General features: G+C 68.2%; 15 protein-coding genes and 1 pseudogene. 7 read left to right on the forward strand and 9 right to left on the reverse strand.

What is annotated here, in order from left to right; all coding sequences use genetic code 11:
• The first annotated feature begins 5 nt into the window (after positions 1 to 5).
• Genes ACFW16_RS01370 through ACFW16_RS01385 form a run of 4 tightly spaced genes read left to right on the forward strand, consistent with a single transcriptional unit; the run spans position 6 to position 5669 of the window.
• Complete coding sequence (locus ACFW16_RS01370) at positions 6 to 1217, forward strand: ABC transporter permease (protein WP_380301092.1); 1212 nt, start codon at positions 6 to 8, stop codon at positions 1215 to 1217.
• Positions 1210 to 2823 carry a formylglycine-generating enzyme family protein gene (locus tag ACFW16_RS01375; RefSeq protein ID WP_380301094.1) on the forward strand — a complete coding sequence of 538 codons (1614 nt, stop codon included), beginning with the start codon at positions 1210 to 1212 and terminating at the stop codon, positions 2821 to 2823. Before ACFW16_RS01370 ends, ACFW16_RS01375 begins: the two co-directional genes overlap by 8 nt.
• A 21-nt stretch (positions 2824 to 2844) precedes the next feature.
• Positions 2845 to 4167, forward strand: coding sequence for an ImcF-related family protein (locus ACFW16_RS01380; protein ID WP_380301096.1), 1323 nt, complete (start codon positions 2845 to 2847; stop codon positions 4165 to 4167).
• Positions 4167 to 5669 carry a peptidoglycan DD-metalloendopeptidase family protein gene (locus tag ACFW16_RS01385; protein WP_380301098.1) on the forward strand — a complete coding sequence of 501 codons (1503 nt, stop codon included), beginning with the start codon at positions 4167 to 4169 and terminating at the stop codon, positions 5667 to 5669. The genes ACFW16_RS01380 and ACFW16_RS01385 overlap by 1 nt, the downstream gene beginning before the upstream one ends.
• Positions 5670 to 5688: 19 nt before the next feature.
• Here the strand turns inward: ACFW16_RS01385 and ACFW16_RS01390 are convergent, their stop codons facing one another.
• From ACFW16_RS01390 to ACFW16_RS01430, 9 genes are all read right to left on the reverse strand, one after another.
• The gene (locus tag ACFW16_RS01390) at positions 5689 to 6723 is read right to left on the reverse strand and encodes a LacI family DNA-binding transcriptional regulator (RefSeq protein ID WP_380301100.1); all 1035 of its coding nucleotides are present in this window, start codon (positions 6721 to 6723) and stop codon (positions 5689 to 5691) included.
• Positions 6724 to 6746: 23 nt separating this feature from the next.
• Entirely contained in the window at positions 6747 to 8075 is a 1329-nt protein-coding gene (locus ACFW16_RS01395; protein ID WP_380301102.1) for a sulfatase-like hydrolase/transferase, read from the reverse strand.
• Positions 8076 to 8092: 17 nt separating this feature from the next.
• Positions 8093 to 8923 (reverse strand): carbohydrate ABC transporter permease, encoded by an 831-nt coding sequence (locus ACFW16_RS01400; RefSeq protein ID WP_380301104.1) that lies wholly within the window; start codon positions 8921 to 8923, stop codon positions 8093 to 8095.
• Positions 8920 to 9855, reverse strand: coding sequence for a carbohydrate ABC transporter permease (locus tag ACFW16_RS01405; RefSeq protein WP_380301106.1), 936 nt, complete (start codon positions 9853 to 9855; stop codon positions 8920 to 8922). The genes ACFW16_RS01400 and ACFW16_RS01405 overlap by 4 nt, the downstream gene beginning before the upstream one ends.
• Before the next feature lie 4 nt (positions 9856 to 9859).
• Positions 9860 to 11101 carry an extracellular solute-binding protein gene (locus ACFW16_RS01410; protein WP_380301108.1) on the reverse strand — a complete coding sequence of 414 codons (1242 nt, stop codon included), beginning with the start codon at positions 11099 to 11101 and terminating at the stop codon, positions 9860 to 9862.
• 567 nt (positions 11102 to 11668) lie between these two features.
• Positions 11669 to 11896 carry a hypothetical protein gene (locus ACFW16_RS01415; RefSeq protein WP_380301110.1) on the reverse strand — a complete coding sequence of 76 codons (228 nt, stop codon included), beginning with the start codon at positions 11894 to 11896 and terminating at the stop codon, positions 11669 to 11671.
• A gap of 278 nt (positions 11897 to 12174) precedes the next feature.
• The gene (locus ACFW16_RS01420) at positions 12175 to 12702 is read right to left on the reverse strand and encodes an invasion associated locus B family protein (RefSeq protein WP_380301112.1); all 528 of its coding nucleotides are present in this window, start codon (positions 12700 to 12702) and stop codon (positions 12175 to 12177) included.
• Between the two features lie 129 nt (positions 12703 to 12831).
• Positions 12832 to 13095, reverse strand: coding sequence for a hypothetical protein (locus ACFW16_RS01425; RefSeq protein ID WP_380301114.1), 264 nt, complete (start codon positions 13093 to 13095; stop codon positions 12832 to 12834).
• A gap of 163 nt (positions 13096 to 13258) precedes the next feature.
• Positions 13259 to 13684 carry a hypothetical protein gene (locus tag ACFW16_RS01430; RefSeq protein ID WP_380301116.1) on the reverse strand — a complete coding sequence of 142 codons (426 nt, stop codon included), beginning with the start codon at positions 13682 to 13684 and terminating at the stop codon, positions 13259 to 13261.
• Between the two features lie 228 nt (positions 13685 to 13912).
• Between ACFW16_RS01430 and ACFW16_RS01435 the strand changes: the two genes are divergently transcribed.
• The 3 genes and pseudogenes from ACFW16_RS01435 to ACFW16_RS01445 all read left to right on the forward strand — a co-directional run bounded on the left by ACFW16_RS01435 (position 13913) and on the right by ACFW16_RS01445 (position 17096).
• Positions 13913 to 14836 (forward strand): LysR family transcriptional regulator, encoded by a 924-nt coding sequence (locus ACFW16_RS01435; protein WP_380301118.1) that lies wholly within the window; start codon positions 13913 to 13915, stop codon positions 14834 to 14836.
• Positions 14837 to 15192: 356 nt separating this feature from the next.
• Entirely contained in the window at positions 15193 to 16287 is a 1095-nt protein-coding gene (locus tag ACFW16_RS01440; RefSeq protein ID WP_380301120.1) for a chloride channel protein, read from the forward strand.
• A gap of 109 nt (positions 16288 to 16396) precedes the next feature.
• Positions 16397 to 17096: pseudogene (locus tag ACFW16_RS01445) on the forward strand (IS6 family transposase).
• Positions 17097 to 17224: the final 128 nt, after the last annotated feature.

The following is a 17224-nucleotide window of genomic DNA, read 5'->3' on the forward strand; positions in this document are numbered from 1 at the left end:
GCGGCGTGGCCCGGATCACGCTCGCGGCGCGTCTCGCCATGCAGGATTTCGCGCATGACTGGCGCATCGGTCTCTGCCAGATCCTGGGGCTCGCCGCCGTCCTGGCGCCACTTCTGGTCCTGTTCGGCCTGCGCTTCGGCCTCATCGACACCATGGCGCAGCGGCTGATCGAGGATCCGCGAAACCGCGAGATCGCCCCGGCCGGCAGCGGCCGTTACGACGATGCGTTCTTCGCGGCGCTCGCGGCGGATCCCAGGATCGCCTTCGTGGTGCCGGCGACGCGGTCGATCGCGGCGAACTTCACCCGGCTCAGGGCCGAGGGCGGCGGACCTCCGGTCTCGGCGATCCCTCTCCTGCCGACCGGCAGCGGCGACCCGCTCCTGGGCCGGGCCCCACCGCCCGCCCGGGACGGCGCCGTGCTGACCCGCCGGCTGGCCGAGGCGCTCGGCGTCGCCGAGGGAGCGCGGCTGCGGGCCGAGATCACCCGCCAGCGCATCGGCCGCATCGAGGCCGAACGCCTGCCGCTGACCGTGGCCGGCATCACCGACGCCCCGGTCGGCCCGGCCGAGGCCGTCCTGGCCCCGCTCGACCTGCTCGTCGCCACCGAGGACTGGCGCGACGGCCTCGCCGTCCCCGATCGGGGCTGGGACGGGGATGCGCCCGCCGCGACAGGGCGAATCTTCGCCCGCTTCCGGCTCTATGCGCGCTCGATCTACGACGTGCAGGGGCTCGAGCGGGATCTGAAGCAGCGCGGCATCGAGGTCCGGACCGCCGCGGCGGAGATCGGACAGATGCAGGCCCTGGACCGCAATCTGGGCATCGCGTTCTGGCTGATTGCCGGCTGCGGCGCGCTGGGTTACCTGGCATCGCTCGCCGCGGGCCTGCGGGGCCATGTCGAGCGCAAGCGACGCGATCTCGCGATGCTGCGGCTGCTCGGCCTGCCGACGCGGTCCCTGATCACCTTCCCGGTGACCCAGTCGGTCCTGATCGCGCTGCTCGGCAGCCTGCTCGCCATCGGTGCCTTCCAGCTGGCCTCGGCGTCGCTGAACGCGGTCTTCGCCGAAAGCCTGCAGCCCGGGGAGAAGATCTGCCGGCTCCTGCCCGGCCACATCGCCGTCGCCGTCGCCGCGACGATCGCGACCGCCGTCCTGTCCGCCGGCTGGGCCAGCGCGCTGGCTGCCGGCATCCAACCTTCCGAAGGGCTGCGCGATGTCTGACCGCCCCCTCTGGTTCGCAGCCGCGCTGGCCGCGGCGCTGGTCCTGTCGGCATCGGCGGCGGCGGAGACCACTTGGCCGGCCGAAGCCTACAACCCGGCGCCCCATGACGGGGACGTCCTGCTGCCGATGCCCTGCGGCGGCGCCATGGCCTTCCGGCGGATCGATCTGCCCTCCGCCGGATTCCTCGACGACGTGCGCGTGCAGGTCGGCGACGCGCAGTCCGATCTCGGCTTCCTGGACGACCGCCGCTTCGACGAGGTGGCGGGGTCCTTCACCGATCCGGACATCGCCGGCGTCCGGTCCTTCCTGCTGGGCAAATACGAGATCACGCAGGCGCAGTGGCAGGCCCTGGCCGGCGACGGCTGCCCCGAGACGTCGATGCGCATGCGGGTGCCGAAGACGGGCATCTCCTGGCTCGATGCCGTCGCCTTCGCCGACCGCTACAGCCAATGGCTGCTGGCCAATGCGCGGGACGCGCTGCCGAACGAGGCGGGGTCGCCCGGCTTTCTGCGCCTGCCGACGGAAACCGAATGGGAATACGCCGCGCGGGGCGGCATGGCGGTTTCGGCCGAGGAGTTCCTGGCAGCGCGTTTTCCGATGCCGGACGGCACTCCGGCCGAATATCTCTGGTATCAGGGAACCGGATCGGCCGAGGGCCGGCTGCACCCGATCGGCCTCCTGAAGCCCAACCCGCTCGGCCTGCACGACATCCTGGGCAACGCCGCCGAGATGATGGTGGAGCCGTTCCGGCTGAACCGCCGCGGCCGGCTGCACGGCCAGGCCGGCGGCTTCATCGCGCGCGGCGGGGATTTCACCATGCCCCTGGCCCAGATCCGGTCGGGCATGCGGGTCGAGATGCCCTATTACGCGGCGCGCGACGGCCGGCCGACGGCGACGCGCCAGCTCGGCCTGCGGCTGGTCGTCGCCGCGCCGGTCATCGCCTCGCCGGAGCGGCTCCAGGCGATCGAGCGGGAATGGCTCGCCATGCCCTCGGCCGGCATCGCCACCGCGAGCGCACGCCGCGAGGACGACGCGCTGTCGACCCTGGACCGGCTGGCGGACACGGCACCGGACGACGCGATGCGGACGGATCTGCGCGGCGTCGGCCAGGCGATCCGGGAAGCGCTGGTCGAGCGCAACGATGCCCGCAATCGCACCATCCGCTCGCTGATCAATGTCGGCGCCCTGCTCGGCAACAAGCTGCGGACCGACCAGCAGAGGCTGGACGCCGTCAGCAAGGCGATCGAGGAGGTGGCGCGGCCGGCCCTGCGCCAGATGCAGGCCCGCCGCGCCAACGATGCCGAGACGCAGCGCATGGTAGCCCAGGCGGAGGCGTCGATCCGGCAGATGGAAGGCCAGCGCGACGCGCTGGCGGACACCGTCCGCACCTCCCGCGAGACCTACATCGACACGGTCGTCAGCACCGCCAACGACTATTCGGACGAGATCGTCTCGACCCAGGTCCCGACCCTGAAGGCGGAACTGCAGGCGCGCGCCTCGACCGGGCTGCTTCCCTTCGTCGACATCTTCGTCCTGCACATGCAGCGCATGCGTCAGAGCGGCGGCGCGGATCCGCAAAGCCTGGTCGACGACCTGACGCGATGACGACGACGCAGAGGTGACGTCATGGGACGCACGCATGGGGCCGCTTCGATCGCAGCCGGGCTGCTGGTCCTGGCCGTCGCCGCGCTCATGGCGATTCACCTGTCCAACGCGCATCGGATCGGACTGGCCGAATCGAGCCTTGCCACGGCCCGATCCCTGACGCCGGCGGCCGATGCCGCTTCGGACGACCCCGCGGCGGCGCTGCCCGCGCTCGACGCCCTGGCAGCGTCACCGGTCGCCTCGGGGCCGGGCGCCGCTCCATGGTGGCGTGCACTGGTTCCGAACGGCGGCCGGCTGCGCCGCGTCGCCGAAGCCACCGCGGACCACGACCGCACGTTGCTCGGCGATGCGTTCCTGCGCCGCCTGGGGCTTCGGATCCTCCGCCGCATCGACCGGCCGGACGTCGATCCCGAGCTCGCCTTCGACGGTCTGAAGGCGGCCCTGGGAATAGCCGGGGCCGGCCGGCGCCAGGACCAGTTGATCCGGCTCTGGGCCGCGGTGGACTGGGCGCTGGCCCTGCCGGCGGACGAGCAGGCGGCGACGCGCGCCGCCCTCGGACGCCAGCTCGACCGCGCCCTGGCCGCCGAACCGCGCCTGGCGCCCCGGCTCGACGACGGCGCCGTGGCGCGGATCCGCACCCGGCTTCGCCGCGAGCCGCTGTCGGCCAGGGCCTATGCCGCCATCCGCACCTCCGACGCGGCGCAGGCCCTGCCGGCGTTCCGGGCGGACCTGGCGCTCGGGCCGGACGGCTGGCCGGTGCGGCGGCGGTCCGGGATGTCTCTGGCGACGCCGATTCCGGGCCTGCTGACCGCCGACGGCTTCCGCACCGTCCTCGTTCCCGCGCTCGGCAACGTCTCCGCCTCGATCGCCGCCGACGCCTGGGTGCTGGGCGATGCGGCCGAGCCGGAGACGACAGGCGGCGGGCTGGTCCGCGAAGTCCTGGACCGCTACCTCGACGATCTGGCCCGGGCCTGGGACCCGCTGCTCGGCGATCTGGAGCTGTCGCCCCAGACCTCGGATCCGGACGCGTCGGCCCGCATCGTCGAGGCGCTGACCCGGTCCCCCGGACCGCTTCTCCGCTTCGTCATCGCCGCGCGACACGCGACGCTGCTCGATCGCCCGTCCGATCCCGCCGCAGCGGCCCGGCTCGACGCCTTGGCGGAGAGGCTCGGCGGTGCCCGGCCCTGGGCGTCCATCGACCGCCGCTATTCCTGGCTCGAGACGCTCGGGCAACAGCCGGCCCTGCCCGGCTTCGACGCACTGACCGAAGCCGCACGACCGTTCATCGACAGGGCCGGCAGCCTGCCGACGGGCACGGCCGGCCCCGCGCCGGCGCTGGACTGATGGATCCCCGGCCTGCATTCCGGATCGCATGCGCCGGCATCTCCGCCGCCGCCGGCGGCCGGGCCGACGGCGGCGCCTTCCTCTGCCGGCCGGAGATCGGCCTCTGGGCGGTGGCGGAGCCGACATCCCCCCGGCCGGCCAGCGCGGAAGGCGCCCGTGCGATCCTGGCGGCGCTCGATGCATTGCCCGGAGGTACGGGCCCCGCGGATCTGGCACGCATGGTGCATCAGCGGCTCGACCGCGAAAATCTGCGGCTGCACCACCGGCTGCGATCGGACAGCGGGCCGGCCGGCGTCGACGTCGCCGTGATGCTGCTCAGCGGGCGCCATGTTCTCTGTCTGCAGGCCGGCGACTGCCACGTCTATCGCTGCCGACGGGACGGGCTGTCCGCACTGACCCGGCCTTCCCCGGCGACAGCCGGCGCGACGGCGGCGGATGCCGCCCCGATCGGCCGGCATGCCGGATTGCGGATCGCGACGGCGCGGGCCGAGGTCGATGATGGCGACCGGCTGCTTCTCATGTCCGGCAGGCTGCGCGCCGCGCTGGATGACGGCGCGATCATCGGCAGCCTGCGGGACCAGCCACCGGATCTCGCGACACGGGAGCTGGCCACGACCCTGACGGCGTCCACCGGTGACGGCGCCGCCGTGATCGTCGCGATCCCGCCGGCGGCCTCTGCCGCGGCGGCACCGCCACCGGACGTTCCCTCCCCGCGGGCGTCACCTGCGCTGATCGCCGCAACCCTGGTTCTTGCCCTGCTCACGGCGGTGATCATCGGCCTCGTCCTTCGGCGCCCGGAGCAGGCCCCGTCGGGACCGGAGGAGGCCCGCATGACCTCCGCCTCGATCGAGACGGCCAGCCTCCCGGGCCTGTCGCCGCAGGATCTGGAGGCAACGGATCGCCGGCTGGCCCAGGTGGCGCGGCTCGCCGTGGCGGTGGGGGCGCTGGACCGTGCCCTGGCCCGGCTCGGCCTGCCGCCGGTCGGGGACGGCCCTTCGCCGGCGCAGCCTTTCGCCCCGGGGCCGCTCGACGCCCGCGCCCGGCTCCTGGCGGCGCGGCTTCCGCGTCTGCCGCTCGCCGTGCCGCTGCGCACGCCCTATCGCCTGTCGAGCCCGTTCGGCATGCGGACGCACCCGATCACCGGCGTGGTGACGCTGCATGCCGGATCGGACTTCGTGGCCGCCGCCGGGACGCCGATCTTCGCGACCGGATCCGGCCGCGTCGTCTTCGCGGATGTGGCGGGCGGGTACGGCAACTCCGTCGAGATCGAGCACGACGACGGGTTGACCAGCCGCTACGCGCATCTGCAGTCGATCGCCGTGACCAAGGGCGAGACGGTGACGGCCGCCTCGGTGATCGGTGCGCTCGGGTCGACCGGGCAGTCGACCGGCCCGCACCTGCACTACGAGATCCGCCGCGGCGGGTCCCCGATCGATGCGATGCCGTTCCTCGAAACCGGCCAGGCGCTCAAATCCGTGCTGACGATCGCGCTTCGGCGGTGATCCGGGCGTGTGTTCTTGCTCATGCAGAGGCCCGAAGGACAAGCCGCCACGGCACGTCGAAAATCGTCGGGGCCTCGCCCGCGCGGCTGGTGATCAGGGCGATCAGATGATCGGCGAGGCGGTCATAGCGGGTCGTCTCGGGGCCGATCGTCGTCAGTGCCGGATGGCTGAACTCGCCTTCCTCGATATTGCCGCAGCCGATGACCGCGATGTCTCCGGGAACAGCGAGCCCCATCTCCTCGAAGGCATGGATGGCGGTGACGGCGGCGAGGTCGGATTCGACGAAGAGCGCCGTCGGCGGCCGCGGCATCGACGCGAGCGTCCTGGCATTGGCAAAGGCGGCCTTGCGCGCCTCCGCGCCGCCGACCAGAAGGACGGGCTCCAGCGGCAGGGTCCGCGCAGCGACGAACCGCCGATACGCGGCGACCCGGCTGCCCTCCGCCGCCTTGTCGTGCTGCATATAGGCGATGCGGCGGTGGCCGGCCTCGTACAGGTGGTCGAGCGCCATCCCGACCGCCTCGGCCGTGTGCTGGCGGACGACGGAAAAGCCCGCCGGCTCCACCGAGGGATGGAAGACCACGGCCGGCCGCCCCGCGGCCGAGAGGCGGTCCGCGAACCGCACGACCTCGGCTTCGGGCAGGTGCTGCCAATCGGCGATCGCGCCATCGGCCAGGCCGCTCTCGATCTCGCGCACGATCCGGTCCACCCGCTCGGGCGTGTCGCCAGCCGCGATGATGGTGGAGAAGCCGCTGGCGGCCGCCGCGGACTGCACGTCCCGGGCGATGCGGTCACTGAAAGGCACGCCGAGGCGCGGCAGAAGGAGAGCGATGCGCTCGGCCCGCCGGCGACGGAGCTGACGGGCGGCGCGGTTCTGGACGTAGTTCAGCTCCGTCACCGCGTCCAGGATGCGCTGACGCGCCTCCTGGCCGACGAATCTCAGCTGCTTGCTGTCGCCGCTCAGGAAATAGGAGACGGCGGCCGTCGAGACCCCGGCGCGACGGGCAACGTCGGCCATGGTCGGTGCCCGCTTCCGTTCGGCGCTGCTGTCGTCCATGCCCTCGGCGGTCCGGAGCGGGATCAGCCCTCGCTCACCAGCCCTTCATGCCAATTTCTGCTCTCGACGGGAAGGATCTCGGACCGCGTCTCGCCCGCCTCCTCCATCAGGGCCAGGAGACGGCCCCGCAGCGCCGCCCGCGTCTCGGCATGGGCGGGCGAGGCGACGAGGTTGCGGAGCTCGTTCGGATCCGCCTCGAGGTCGTAGAGCCGCGCCTCCGCATAGAGGTCGCTCGCCGGGTCGTTCCAGCCGTCCCCGCCCGGCGCCTCGACCTCGTATTTCCAGCGGCGGGTGCGCAGGGCGCGGCCGACATGGTGCTCGCTGATCTGGACGAAGACGTCTTCACGCGGCGCCTCGGCTCCTCTGATCGTGCGGAGCAGCGAGCGTCCCTGCATCGTCTCCGGGACAGAGAGCCCCGCGGCGTCGAGCAGGGTCGGCGCGAGGTCGACGAGGCTCACCAGCCCGTCGAAGGCGCCGACATTCTCGAAGCCCGGCCCGTGGAACAGCGTCGGCACCCGGATCGACGCCTCGTGGCAGGACCGCTTGTACTCGTTGTTGCGGGTCTTGAAATGGCAGCCATGGTCGGAGGTGAAGAGGATGATCGTGTCCTCCAGCAGCCCCAGGCTGTACAGCACCTCGACCAGCCGGCCGAACGCCTCGTCGAGGCGCGCCACCATGCCGAGATAGCCGGGCAGATGCGCCGCCGTGGAGCCGCCGAGAGCCGCCAGGTCGCCGGGCACGGCGAGCTTGCGGCGGATCCGCTCCTCATAGCCCAGCGGCGCCGGGTAGTTGTCCGTCTGGTTCTGGTGGTGCGGCTCGAGGAAGGACAGGAACAGGAAGAACGGGTCGTCCCGCGGCGTCGCGACATAGCGGATCGCCGCGTCGGTCAGCGCGTCGACGCGGTAGCCGGGCAGCCGCACCGGCCGGCCGTGATTGTCGTGCACCACCGTGTCGAACGGGCCGGAGGTGAACTCCAGGATGTTGGAGGCCAGCCAGTGGCGGTAGCCGCCGCGCTCCCCGGGCGCCACCGGCTCGGCCGAGCCGAGATGCCACTTGCCGATATAGGCGGTGTCGTAGCCGGCGGCTTCGAAGTGATGCGCCAGCGTCTTCTCGTCCTTCGGCAGCGGGATGTCGTTGCGGTAGCAGCCGGTCACGGTCGCATAGCGCCCGGTCTGGAACACCGAGCGGGCGGGCCCGCAGACCGGCTGGCAGGTGAAGGAATTGGCGACGAAGGTGCCGGTCCGGGCCAGCCGGTCGAAATTCGGCGTCAGGTCCAGCGGGTTGCCATGGGCGCCGACGGTGTCCCAGCGCTGCTGGTCGGTGAAGAAGACGATGACGTTCGGGCGGTTCATGGCGGCAGCGGGCTCCGTCACTTCATGCCCGCCAGCATCACGCTGCGGACGAAGGTGCGCTGGGTGAACAGGAACAGGACGAGGCTGGGGACGAAGAGGATCACCCCGCCCGTCGCCGTCATGTTCCACTGGGTGAAGAATTCCTGGTTGAACAGCGTCAGCCCGGTGGTGATCGGCCGCATCTCCGTGCTGCTCACCACCACCAGCGGCCAGAGGAACTCGTTCCACTGGAAGACGAAGGTCAGCAGCGCCAGGGTGGCCAGAGCGGGCTTCACCTGCGGCAGCACGATCCGCCAGTAGATGCCGATCTCCGAGCAGCCGTCGATGCGCGCCGCGTCGATCAGCTCGCTCGGGATCGGGCGGATGAACTGGCGCATCAGGAAGATGCCGTAGGCGCTCATCGCGAAGGGCACGATCAGCCCCTGATAGGTGTCGAGCCAACCCATCCGCGCGGTCAGGACATAGAGCGGGATCATGCGGATGAAGAACGGGATCATCAGCGTCGACAGCACCGCGACGAACAGGACGCGCTTGCCCGGGAACTCCAGCTTGGCGAAGACGTAGCCGGCGAGCGGGTCGAAGATCAGGTGCAGCAGCGTGATCCCGCCGGCGACGATGATGCTGTTCAGCACGAAACGGGCGAAGGGCGCCTTCTGCCAGATGTCGACGTAGTTCGTGAACTGCAGCGTCTCGGGCACCAGGATCGGCAGGCCGCTGAAGATGTCGGCATCGCTCTGCAGCGACAGCGACAGCATGTAGAGGAAGGGAAAGATGCAGAGCGCCGCCGCCAGCAGCAGCAGGAGATAGGTCGCGGCCGTCCCGACCGGTGTGGTCGCGGCGGCGCTCAATAGCTGATGTCCCGGTTCAGCAGGCGGAACTGGATGAAGGTGACCGCCAGGATCAGCAGGAACATCAGGAACGCCAGCGCCGAGGCGTAGCCGATGTTGAGCTCGAAGAAGGCCGCCTCGAAGACGTGGAGGCTGAACAGCCGCGTCGCGTCGGCCGGACCGCCTTTGGTGATCAGATAGGCCGGCGCCAGCTCCTGCAACTGGGCGATCATGCTGACCACGGCGATGAACAGCGTCGTCGGCGTCAGCAGCGGCCAGGTGACGTACCGGAACCGCTGGCCGGGCGTGGCGCCGTCGATCGCCGCGGCGTCGTGAAAGTCGGACGGGATCGACTGCAGCGCCGCGAGATAGATCAGCATGGCGTAGCCGACATCCTTCCACACCGCGATGGCGATCAGGGTCGGCAGCGCGGTCGTGGGATCGGCGAGCCAGTCCTGCGTCGGCAGGCCGATCCCGGCGAGGATCCCGTTCAGGATGCCGGTATAGGGATCGAGGATCGCCTGCCACATCAGCGCGACGATCACGAAGGAGATGATGTAGGGGAAGAAGATGACCGCCCGGAACACTGCCAACCCAGGCAGCGGCCGGTTGAGCAGCAGCGCGAGGCCGAGGCCGATGGCGATGCTGGCGACGGTGACCCCGACCGAGAAGGCCAGGGTCACGACGACGGACTGCCGGACCCGGCCGTCCCCGAGCGCCGCGGCGTAGTTGGCGAGGCCGGCGAAGCGGCTGTCGCCGATCAGCGGCTGGCCGGTGTACAGGCTGGCCCAGAACTCGAGCGCGATCGGATAGAAGAAATAGACGGCGAAGTAGAGGATCGCCGGCAGCAGCAGCAGATAGGCCGCGATCGTGTGCCGCGCCCGGCGGCTCAGGCGGCCCCACCGTCGGACCGCCGGCCCGAACGCCGCCGCGGCGCTGCCGCCGACCGCCATCGGCCTACTGGCCCGCCAGCACGGCGTTGGCCTCCGCCGTGAATTTCGGCATCGCCTCGGCCGCCGGCACGCCGTTGTAGACGATGTCCTCCAGCGTGCTCTGCAGCAGCTTGTCGATCCGCGCGTGCTTGCCGGTGAGGCGCAGCTCGGCGGTCACATCCTGCGCATAGGGCAGGCATCGGGCGAAGCTGCCGATGACCGGGTCGGCCTTTACCTCCGGGCTCTCCGCCCAGGATTTGCGCGGCATGGTCATGCCGGCCTCCTTGGTGGCGGCCAGCTCGGTGTCGAGCGCGACCAGGCGCTTCAGCAAGTCCCAGGCCTCCTTCGGATGCTGGGCCTCTTTTGGGATCATCAGGCTGACCCCGCCGGCGAAGGTCGCCTGGACCTTGTTCGCCAGCGACGGCGCGACCGCCCAGTTGAGCCCCGGATTGCCGGAGCGGATCGGCTTCACGTCCCACGGGCCGGTGACGATCATGGCGACCCGGTTGGCGGTGAAGAGCTTCTGCGGCCCTTCGTAATCCGCGCCGGCGACGGGCTTGGTGGCGACCTTGTCCTTCTGGATCAGGTCGGCGAGGAACTGGATCGCCCCGATCGCCTCAGGGCTGTCGAGGGAGATCTTGTTCGTCTTCGGATCGTAGTAGCGGACGCCGTTCTGCAGGAACCAGGACCAGTAGTAGCCGAGGCTGGGGTTGGGCGCGAAGCCGAAGCGCGCCCCCGACGTCGTCGCCTTGGCCACGGCCCGGAACTCCTCCCAGGTCTTGGGCGGCCCGTCGAAGCCCGCCGCCCTCAGCATGTCGACATTGTAGACGAGCGTGGCGCAGGTCAGGTGGATCTGAACCCCGTAATATTGGTCGCCGAGCTTGTTCCGATCCACGGCATAGGGCTGCCAGTCCGCCGGGAAGCCCATCGCCTCGCCATCCGCGGCGACGAAGTCGTTGAGTGGCGTCAGCAAGCCCTGCTGCCCGAACTCCTGCACCCAGCCGCCGGGCTCGGCGACGAGATCGGGCGGGTTTTTGGCCGAGAAATCCGCGACCAGCTTGGTCCGCATGTCGGGCCACTGGAACTTCTCCCAGCGCACCGTCCAGCCAGGATGATCGGACTCGAATTTTTTGATCACATCGGCATAGGCCTGATAGGCGTGGCCGGCGTTCCAATAGAGCGTCAGCGTCTCGGCCCCTGCCCCCCGCGCCAGCAGGACACCCAGCCCTGCGCTGACGACGAGCCCGCCCATCCTCAACCAGCTCATCGGTCTCCTCCCACGGCAATCCGCCTTCATGTATGCTGCGACGGGTCTTATTAATCGATTAATGTGCAGAATCTCGGGACTCGTCAAGTCGTCGTTGCGCGGCACCTGCGGTCGACACTGGGCAAGCTTCCGGCACCACTCTGCGGTCCGTGACGCGGCGAGGGCGATCGACGTCGGCGTCGAGGCGCGGTGCCAAGCACCGCACAACTGGTTGCGGATGATCTGGGCCTGCGGGCGCAAGTGATTGATTTTGTTGGAGCCGGCCTGAAGACGCAAAGCAAAAGCCCCGGCAACTCGTCGAGTTACCGGGGCTTTTGGATCGGATCTGGTTGCGGGGACAGGATTTACCGCCTTCGGCGTTGCCTTACGGCTCGCTTCGCGAGCCTGCAGGCCGAACCGACAGGTTCATTCACCGATCCCCACAGCCGGACAGCCAAACGCCCCGTCCGAGGGGACGGGGCGCTTGGCTGTCTGGTTGCGGGGACAGGATACCACCGATACCCTTACAGACTCGCCGTCAGTTTGTAGGTACCGAGGAGACTCGTAGATCGCGTACTCTCAATGCGGTCAATCCTCCCTCGAGCAGCTTGGTGAACAGAGCGCGCCGATCCGATATGGAATCATCGAATGATGTCCGCGAACCTGGAGGGTCGAGTCAGCCTGACCGGCAGTGAACGCGTCGAAGGCTTCGATATTGGCCGGGTCGACACGTCCCTCGGCGACCAGCTCCGCCGCTCTTTCCGTTTCCTGGCCGACCGGCATCAACAAATGCTCGATGGAGATCGGCGCCGTCACGACAATCATGTCCCAAGCCTTTCTGCTTTCGAGCTCGTGCGGCCAACTGCTCGCATCGAATTCGCCACCGCGGTCCGAAGCGCAATGGAGCCGGTTCTCGAATAATTAGACCGCTGTTGCGAGCGGGGAACGACGGGCAGCGATTCCTATCCGATACGGCGGCCGCGAGCCGCTCGAACTGAAGCAACAGGTTCGCCCCGAACCGTGATCCACCTCGCCGAACTCATGCGGTCCTTCGATTCGCATCGTCGAGCGTGAATTTTGCACATCAGTCAGGGCTATGCCTCACAGGCGCTGCTGATGCGTCGCAGTGCCGCCGTCACTCCCGAAAGCGAGAAGACATAGGAGGTATGGGTTCCCCGGGCAGAAGTCGCCTGGAAGCGGATCGTATCTCCGGCCCGCATCGCTGCCGTCAGCGCTCGATCGGATGAGGGACCATTTGTCCAGGCGGCGTTTCCGTCGGTGAACAGGCGAAAACGGCTCTTGTCGACCTCCGCCCTTACTTCACTGTTCGCCTTGAAAGTGTAGCCCACCATCAGGCTGGGGACCTCTCTGCTCCGGTCCGCCGGACGATCGGTGACGAGGAGAAATACATCTCCATGCCGGACATCAGCCGGCAAAATCTTGGTGGGGCGGCTGGCGATGTAGCAGACGGGGTGCCCGTTCTCGAGGAACTGGAACGACAACCAGGCGCCGTCGGTTTCGATGTGCCGAACTTGTTGTGCGTTGGCAGAGCTCGGGGTGGCTCCGGCGATAGATGCGAGAACGGCCAAAGTGCATGCAAGGGATCGAAGTCGGCGCTTCATTGAGTAAATCGGTCCTCGTTCAACGGGATGGCTTCGTGCATCGGGAGCACGGCAGGATGCGGGCTATGGTGGAGAAGAGACTCGTGCCGGCGACGTCTCCTCAGATCGAGTCCCGCCCGGTCACGATCGTCATCGCCGGAACTTGCCTGCCGGGTATCGATTGACGAAAGGCTCCCGTGTCTCGGACACCGCCGCCGTGAGGTCCTCGTCATGCGGAGCTCTGCTCGTCTCCGCACGCGAACCCGGAGTGATGATGATCGTGATGGTCGTGTCTTCGTTTCGAATGGATCGGCAGGCCTCGTCCACGAACGGCTCGGAATAGTCGTCGGCCGTCAGCAGGACCGTGACGCCGCCGGCCTGTGAGATATCGGAGACGCCGTCGGGCTCACGCATGATCAGGGCCAGCTCACGGGTCGGCCCCTTGAGCGAAGCCGCCAGCGAGGATCGAAGAAACGCAGCGTCATCAACTGACAAAACTCGCGTCAGCCGGTGGGGCGTGGATCTACCGGACCGACCGCGCGAAGCGGTGCCGCCGTCATCGCATCGGCCGCCTGCATCACCGGACAACGGCAGTTTCGCCTTCTTTGACGGCGTTCGATGCCTGCTTCGCTGCAATGGGCAAGGTGGCGTCGCTCAGCTTGTCGGCGCAAAGAGAAACGGCCCCGGATATCGGCTTGTCAATGTTGTCGAACTTCGCCCAGGTCCCTTTCCTGATGAAATCGTCCTGACGCCAGGGGGCCTCGTCCTTCAGGGCTGAGAGCTGCTTCGCGGCGTCAGGCGCTCCCAAGAACCTGTTCATGCAAATCGTCGCTGCCAGCTCCGCCCGAGCCTGCTCGACCTGTTCATCCATAGCGGCAGGCGTCGCCCAGCCTCCCAAGTTGAAGCCGAGCATGATCGTCAGGACAACGGTTCCCGCGCAAGACCCAAGCCAGACCGCCTTTGACGGCTGGTAGTTGCGCCACCAGCTCAGCGCCTTGGTCATCATTGGCACCTCCTCTGTTCTTTTGTTGCCGGCCCGACGCGGCGGATCCGGCCAGAAGCGGTCCATCGCAAGCCCAACCGCACGCGTCGGCCAACTACTCTCGGCAGCGCCGCAACTCTGACCCATGCTTGGCGCACGATCAGGTGCACGACAAGTGAAATTCATTGATCAAATGATGCAGGTTTTCTGCTAGATCGATCACGATGCCTCCTGAGAACGGATTGGGTGATGGACATCCGCTTTGCGCAGACCTTCCTGGAGATCGTGAATTCGGGAAGCTTCGTCAGCGCCGCGGAGAGGCTGAATGTCGCCCAGACGACCGTGGGCGCACGCATCAAGATCCTCGAAGGTCAGCTCGGCCAGAAGCTGTTCTCGCGCAGCAAGACGGGCGCCACGTTGACACCAGCTGGCGAGCAGTTCCTGCGGCACGCTCCCAACCTCGTCGAAGTGTGGCGGAGAGCTTGCGAAGATGTCGCGCGGCCGGCTTCGAGCCGTGCCTCATTGGCCGTGGGGGGCGAGTTCAGCCTGTGGAACCCCCTGCTTCTGAATTGGCTTCTGAAGATGAGGCAGAGCGCGCCGCACATCGCCATACGCACGGAAATCAGCATCGCCAGCGAGCTATCAAAGCAGGTCTCCGACGGTGTTCTGCACATCGCGGTCATGTACCAGCTCCCGCAAAGCCCCGGACTGCGGGTGGAGGAGCTTCTCACCGAGAAGCTTGTCTGCGTCACCACGCAGCCGAACAGTGAGCTCGATCAGACGGATTACGTCTTCGTTGACTGGGGGCCGCGCTTTGCCGCGAGCCATCGGACGAATTTCCCCGACCTCGTCAACCCGGGCCTGCTCGTCGATTTGGGGCCGCTCGGGCTCAGCTTCATCCTGAAAAACGGCGGCGCCGGATACTTCCGGTCCCGGACCGCCCAACCGTTTCTACGAACCGGGAAGCTGCGGCGGGTATCCCAGGCGCCGGAATTCACCTATCCCGTCCACGTCGTCTATCACGAGGGGGCTGACCAGGCTCTCTTGGGGCCTGCACTCGCTGCGCTCCGCGACGTTGCCGCGACGGAATTGGATGAATGGCCGATCGAGACTGAAGCGGAGCCCTCGGGGCGGATGCGGGCCAAGCCCAATCGGCGCGCGAAGCGGAGATGATCGTTTCATCCAGTTCGATTCGTTCGGGACCCGCCTTCTGTCTCGAGGTTGTAGCGCGCATTCCCGCTGCGCGCGGACCGGTGACGTTCGGCTAGGCCCGGCTCCCGGCCGAATACCAGCGGGAACATTGGCCAATCGCCAGACCCTGCACGTTCGGTATTGGGGACTGGCGCCTTGAACGCTTCCGGCAACCCTGCTGCCGGCCAAGCCTGCCATCAGGGGCGGAAGCTGGGGTTCTGGCCGAAGGTGTCGAGATCGTCTAAGGCAAAGAAATGCATCGCACATTTTCACGACATCCGCTGCTCAGGCGCACCCGCTTCTTGTGGGGCTCCCGGCGCGTCTGGCAGCCGCGATTGGTGTTCTGGGTCGGAGCGCTCGCTATCGGCGTCATCAGCGCCGGCTTTGCGAAAATGGCCGACGAAGCACAGGCATTGTTCGGCGCGGCGGTCGCCGGGAACAGCTGGTGGCGCTTCCTGCCGTTGGTGCTGACACCCGCGGGCTTCACCCTTTGCGCCTTCATTGCCTTCCGCTTCTTCCCGGGCTCACAAGGCAGCGGCATCCCGCAGGCGATCGCGGCACGGCACCTGCGCGATGATGAGGACCGCGGCCGTATCCTGTCCCTGCGGCTCGTTGTCGGAAAAATCCTGCTGACCATCGCCGGCCTGCTTTGCGGTGCTTCCATCGGACGCGAGGGACCGACCGTGCAGGTCGGCGCTTCCGTCATGCTGGCGGCCGCGCGTTGGGGGGGCATGGCCAAGGCGCGTGGGTTGATCCTGGCGGGGTCGGCCGCCGGCATCGCGGCGGCTTTCAACACCCCGCTTGCCGGCATCGTCTTCGCTATCGAAGAAATGGGTCGCACCTATGAAGCCCGCACCAACGGTCTGGTGCTGACGGCGGTGATTTTGGCTGGTCTCGCCTCGCTCGGGCTGCTCGGCAACTACACCTATTTCGGTCTGACGCGGGACACAGTGTCTCTCGCTGATTGGTTATTGGTAATCGCCTGCGGCATCGCCGGCGGCACCGTCGGAGCCGGTTTTTCGGCGCTGGCGCTCAAGCTGATGCGCCGGATCCGGCGCTGGAGCGCGCAACAACCACTGCCGCGCCTGTTGATCATGGCGCTGGCCTGCGGTGTGGCTGTAGCGGCAATCGGACTTGAATCGGGCGGACAGACCTTCGGCACCGGCTATGCGCAGGCGCGCAGCGCAGTGGAAGGCACGTATCTGCCGCCTCTGTTCTTCGCGGAAAAATTCCTGGCGAGTCTGCTGTCGATGGTGTCCGGCATTCCGGGCGGCATCTTCGCGCCGTCCCTGGCTGTGGGCGCGGGACTCGGCAGTGCGCTTGGTCAAATCTTCGGCGCCAGTGCCGGCATTGCTGCGCTGCTCGGCATGGCGGGATATTTTGCCGGTGTCGTGCAGGCGCCGATGACGGCCTTCGTCATCATCCTGGAATGACCGGCAACCATGACAACGTGATCGCGCTGATGTGCGCCTCGGTGCTGGGCCACGGGTTTGTCACGTTCGCGGCCTTGCGGGGCGCTCGCTGGCAGCATAGCGGTTTGCCATGGCCCAACCCTGCTATACCGGCTACCGCTTTCCATCGGATGTAATCCAGCGTGCGGTCTGGATGTACCTGCGCTTCACCCTGAGCTACCGCGACGTTGAGGACCTCCTCGCCGAACGCGGCATCGAGGTGTCGTACGAGACGATCCGCCGGTGGGTGGCAACGTTCGGGCCGGCCATTGCACGTCGGCTTCGGGCAGGGCGGCCGACGCCGCATCGGCGCTGGCACCTCGACGAGATGTTCGTCCGGATTGGCGGCAAGCCGATGTATCTCTGGCGGGCCGTCGATGCCGAGGGTGAGGTGCTCAAGGTGCTGATTCAGGCGAGGCGGGACGCGGCTGCCGCCCGCAAGCTAATGCGCAAGCTCCTCCGGAAGCAGGGGATCGCCCCGAACGAGTGGGTCAGCGACAAATGTGCGGCCTACGCCGCTGCACTTCACGATCTGGGCCTCGGCGCCGCAGTACATCAGGGTCAAGCGGCAAAACAACCGGGCCGAGAGCTCGCACGTCCCGGTTTGCCGACGCGAGCGCAAGCTCCAACAGTTCAAGTCGCCCGCCGCGGCGCAGCGGTTCCTGTCGATGCACGCCGCGACCTACAACACCTTCAACGTCTGCCGCCACCTCACCACCGCCCGCACGCACCGTCGCTTTCGCGCCGAGGCGTTCGCGGCATGGCGGGATGCGGCCGGCGTCGCGGCCTGAGCCGGGCGAATGCCGGCCTCATCGCGGCCACGCTCGACAACGTGACAAATCCATCTCGCGCTCTTCTTCGGCCAGCGTCATGCCCAGCAGACCCTTCTTCAGGGCTGTGTCCATAATCAACTAGTTCG

The organism is Inquilinus sp. NPDC058860 (assembly GCF_042743185.1).
GTDB lineage: Bacteria > Pseudomonadota > Alphaproteobacteria > DSM-16000 > Inquilinaceae > Inquilinus.

Coding starts and splice junctions, on each gene's coding strand:
- ACFW16_RS01380 (WP_380301096.1), top strand. CDS start 2,845: ATGGGACGCACGCATGGGGCCGCTTCGATCGCAGCCGGGCTGCTGGTC.
- ACFW16_RS01410 (WP_380301108.1), bottom strand. CDS start 11,101: ATGAGCTGGTTGAGGATGGGCGGGCTCGTCGTCAGCGCAGGGCTGGGT.
- ACFW16_RS01435 (WP_380301118.1), top strand. CDS start 13,913: ATGGACATCCGCTTTGCGCAGACCTTCCTGGAGATCGTGAATTCGGGA.
- ACFW16_RS01390 (WP_380301100.1), bottom strand. CDS start 6,723: ATGGACGACAGCAGCGCCGAACGGAAGCGGGCACCGACCATGGCCGAC.
- ACFW16_RS01375 (WP_380301094.1), top strand. CDS start 1,210: ATGTCTGACCGCCCCCTCTGGTTCGCAGCCGCGCTGGCCGCGGCGCTG.
- ACFW16_RS01430 (WP_380301116.1), bottom strand. CDS start 13,684: ATGACCAAGGCGCTGAGCTGGTGGCGCAACTACCAGCCGTCAAAGGCG.
- ACFW16_RS01420 (WP_380301112.1), bottom strand. CDS start 12,702: ATGAAGCGCCGACTTCGATCCCTTGCATGCACTTTGGCCGTTCTCGCA.
- ACFW16_RS01425 (WP_380301114.1), bottom strand. CDS start 13,095: ATGCGTGAGCCCGACGGCGTCTCCGATATCTCACAGGCCGGCGGCGTC.
- ACFW16_RS01395 (WP_380301102.1), bottom strand. CDS start 8,075: ATGAACCGCCCGAACGTCATCGTCTTCTTCACCGACCAGCAGCGCTGG.
- ACFW16_RS01405 (WP_380301106.1), bottom strand. CDS start 9,855: ATGGCGGTCGGCGGCAGCGCCGCGGCGGCGTTCGGGCCGGCGGTCCGA.
- ACFW16_RS01385 (WP_380301098.1), top strand. CDS start 4,167: ATGGATCCCCGGCCTGCATTCCGGATCGCATGCGCCGGCATCTCCGCC.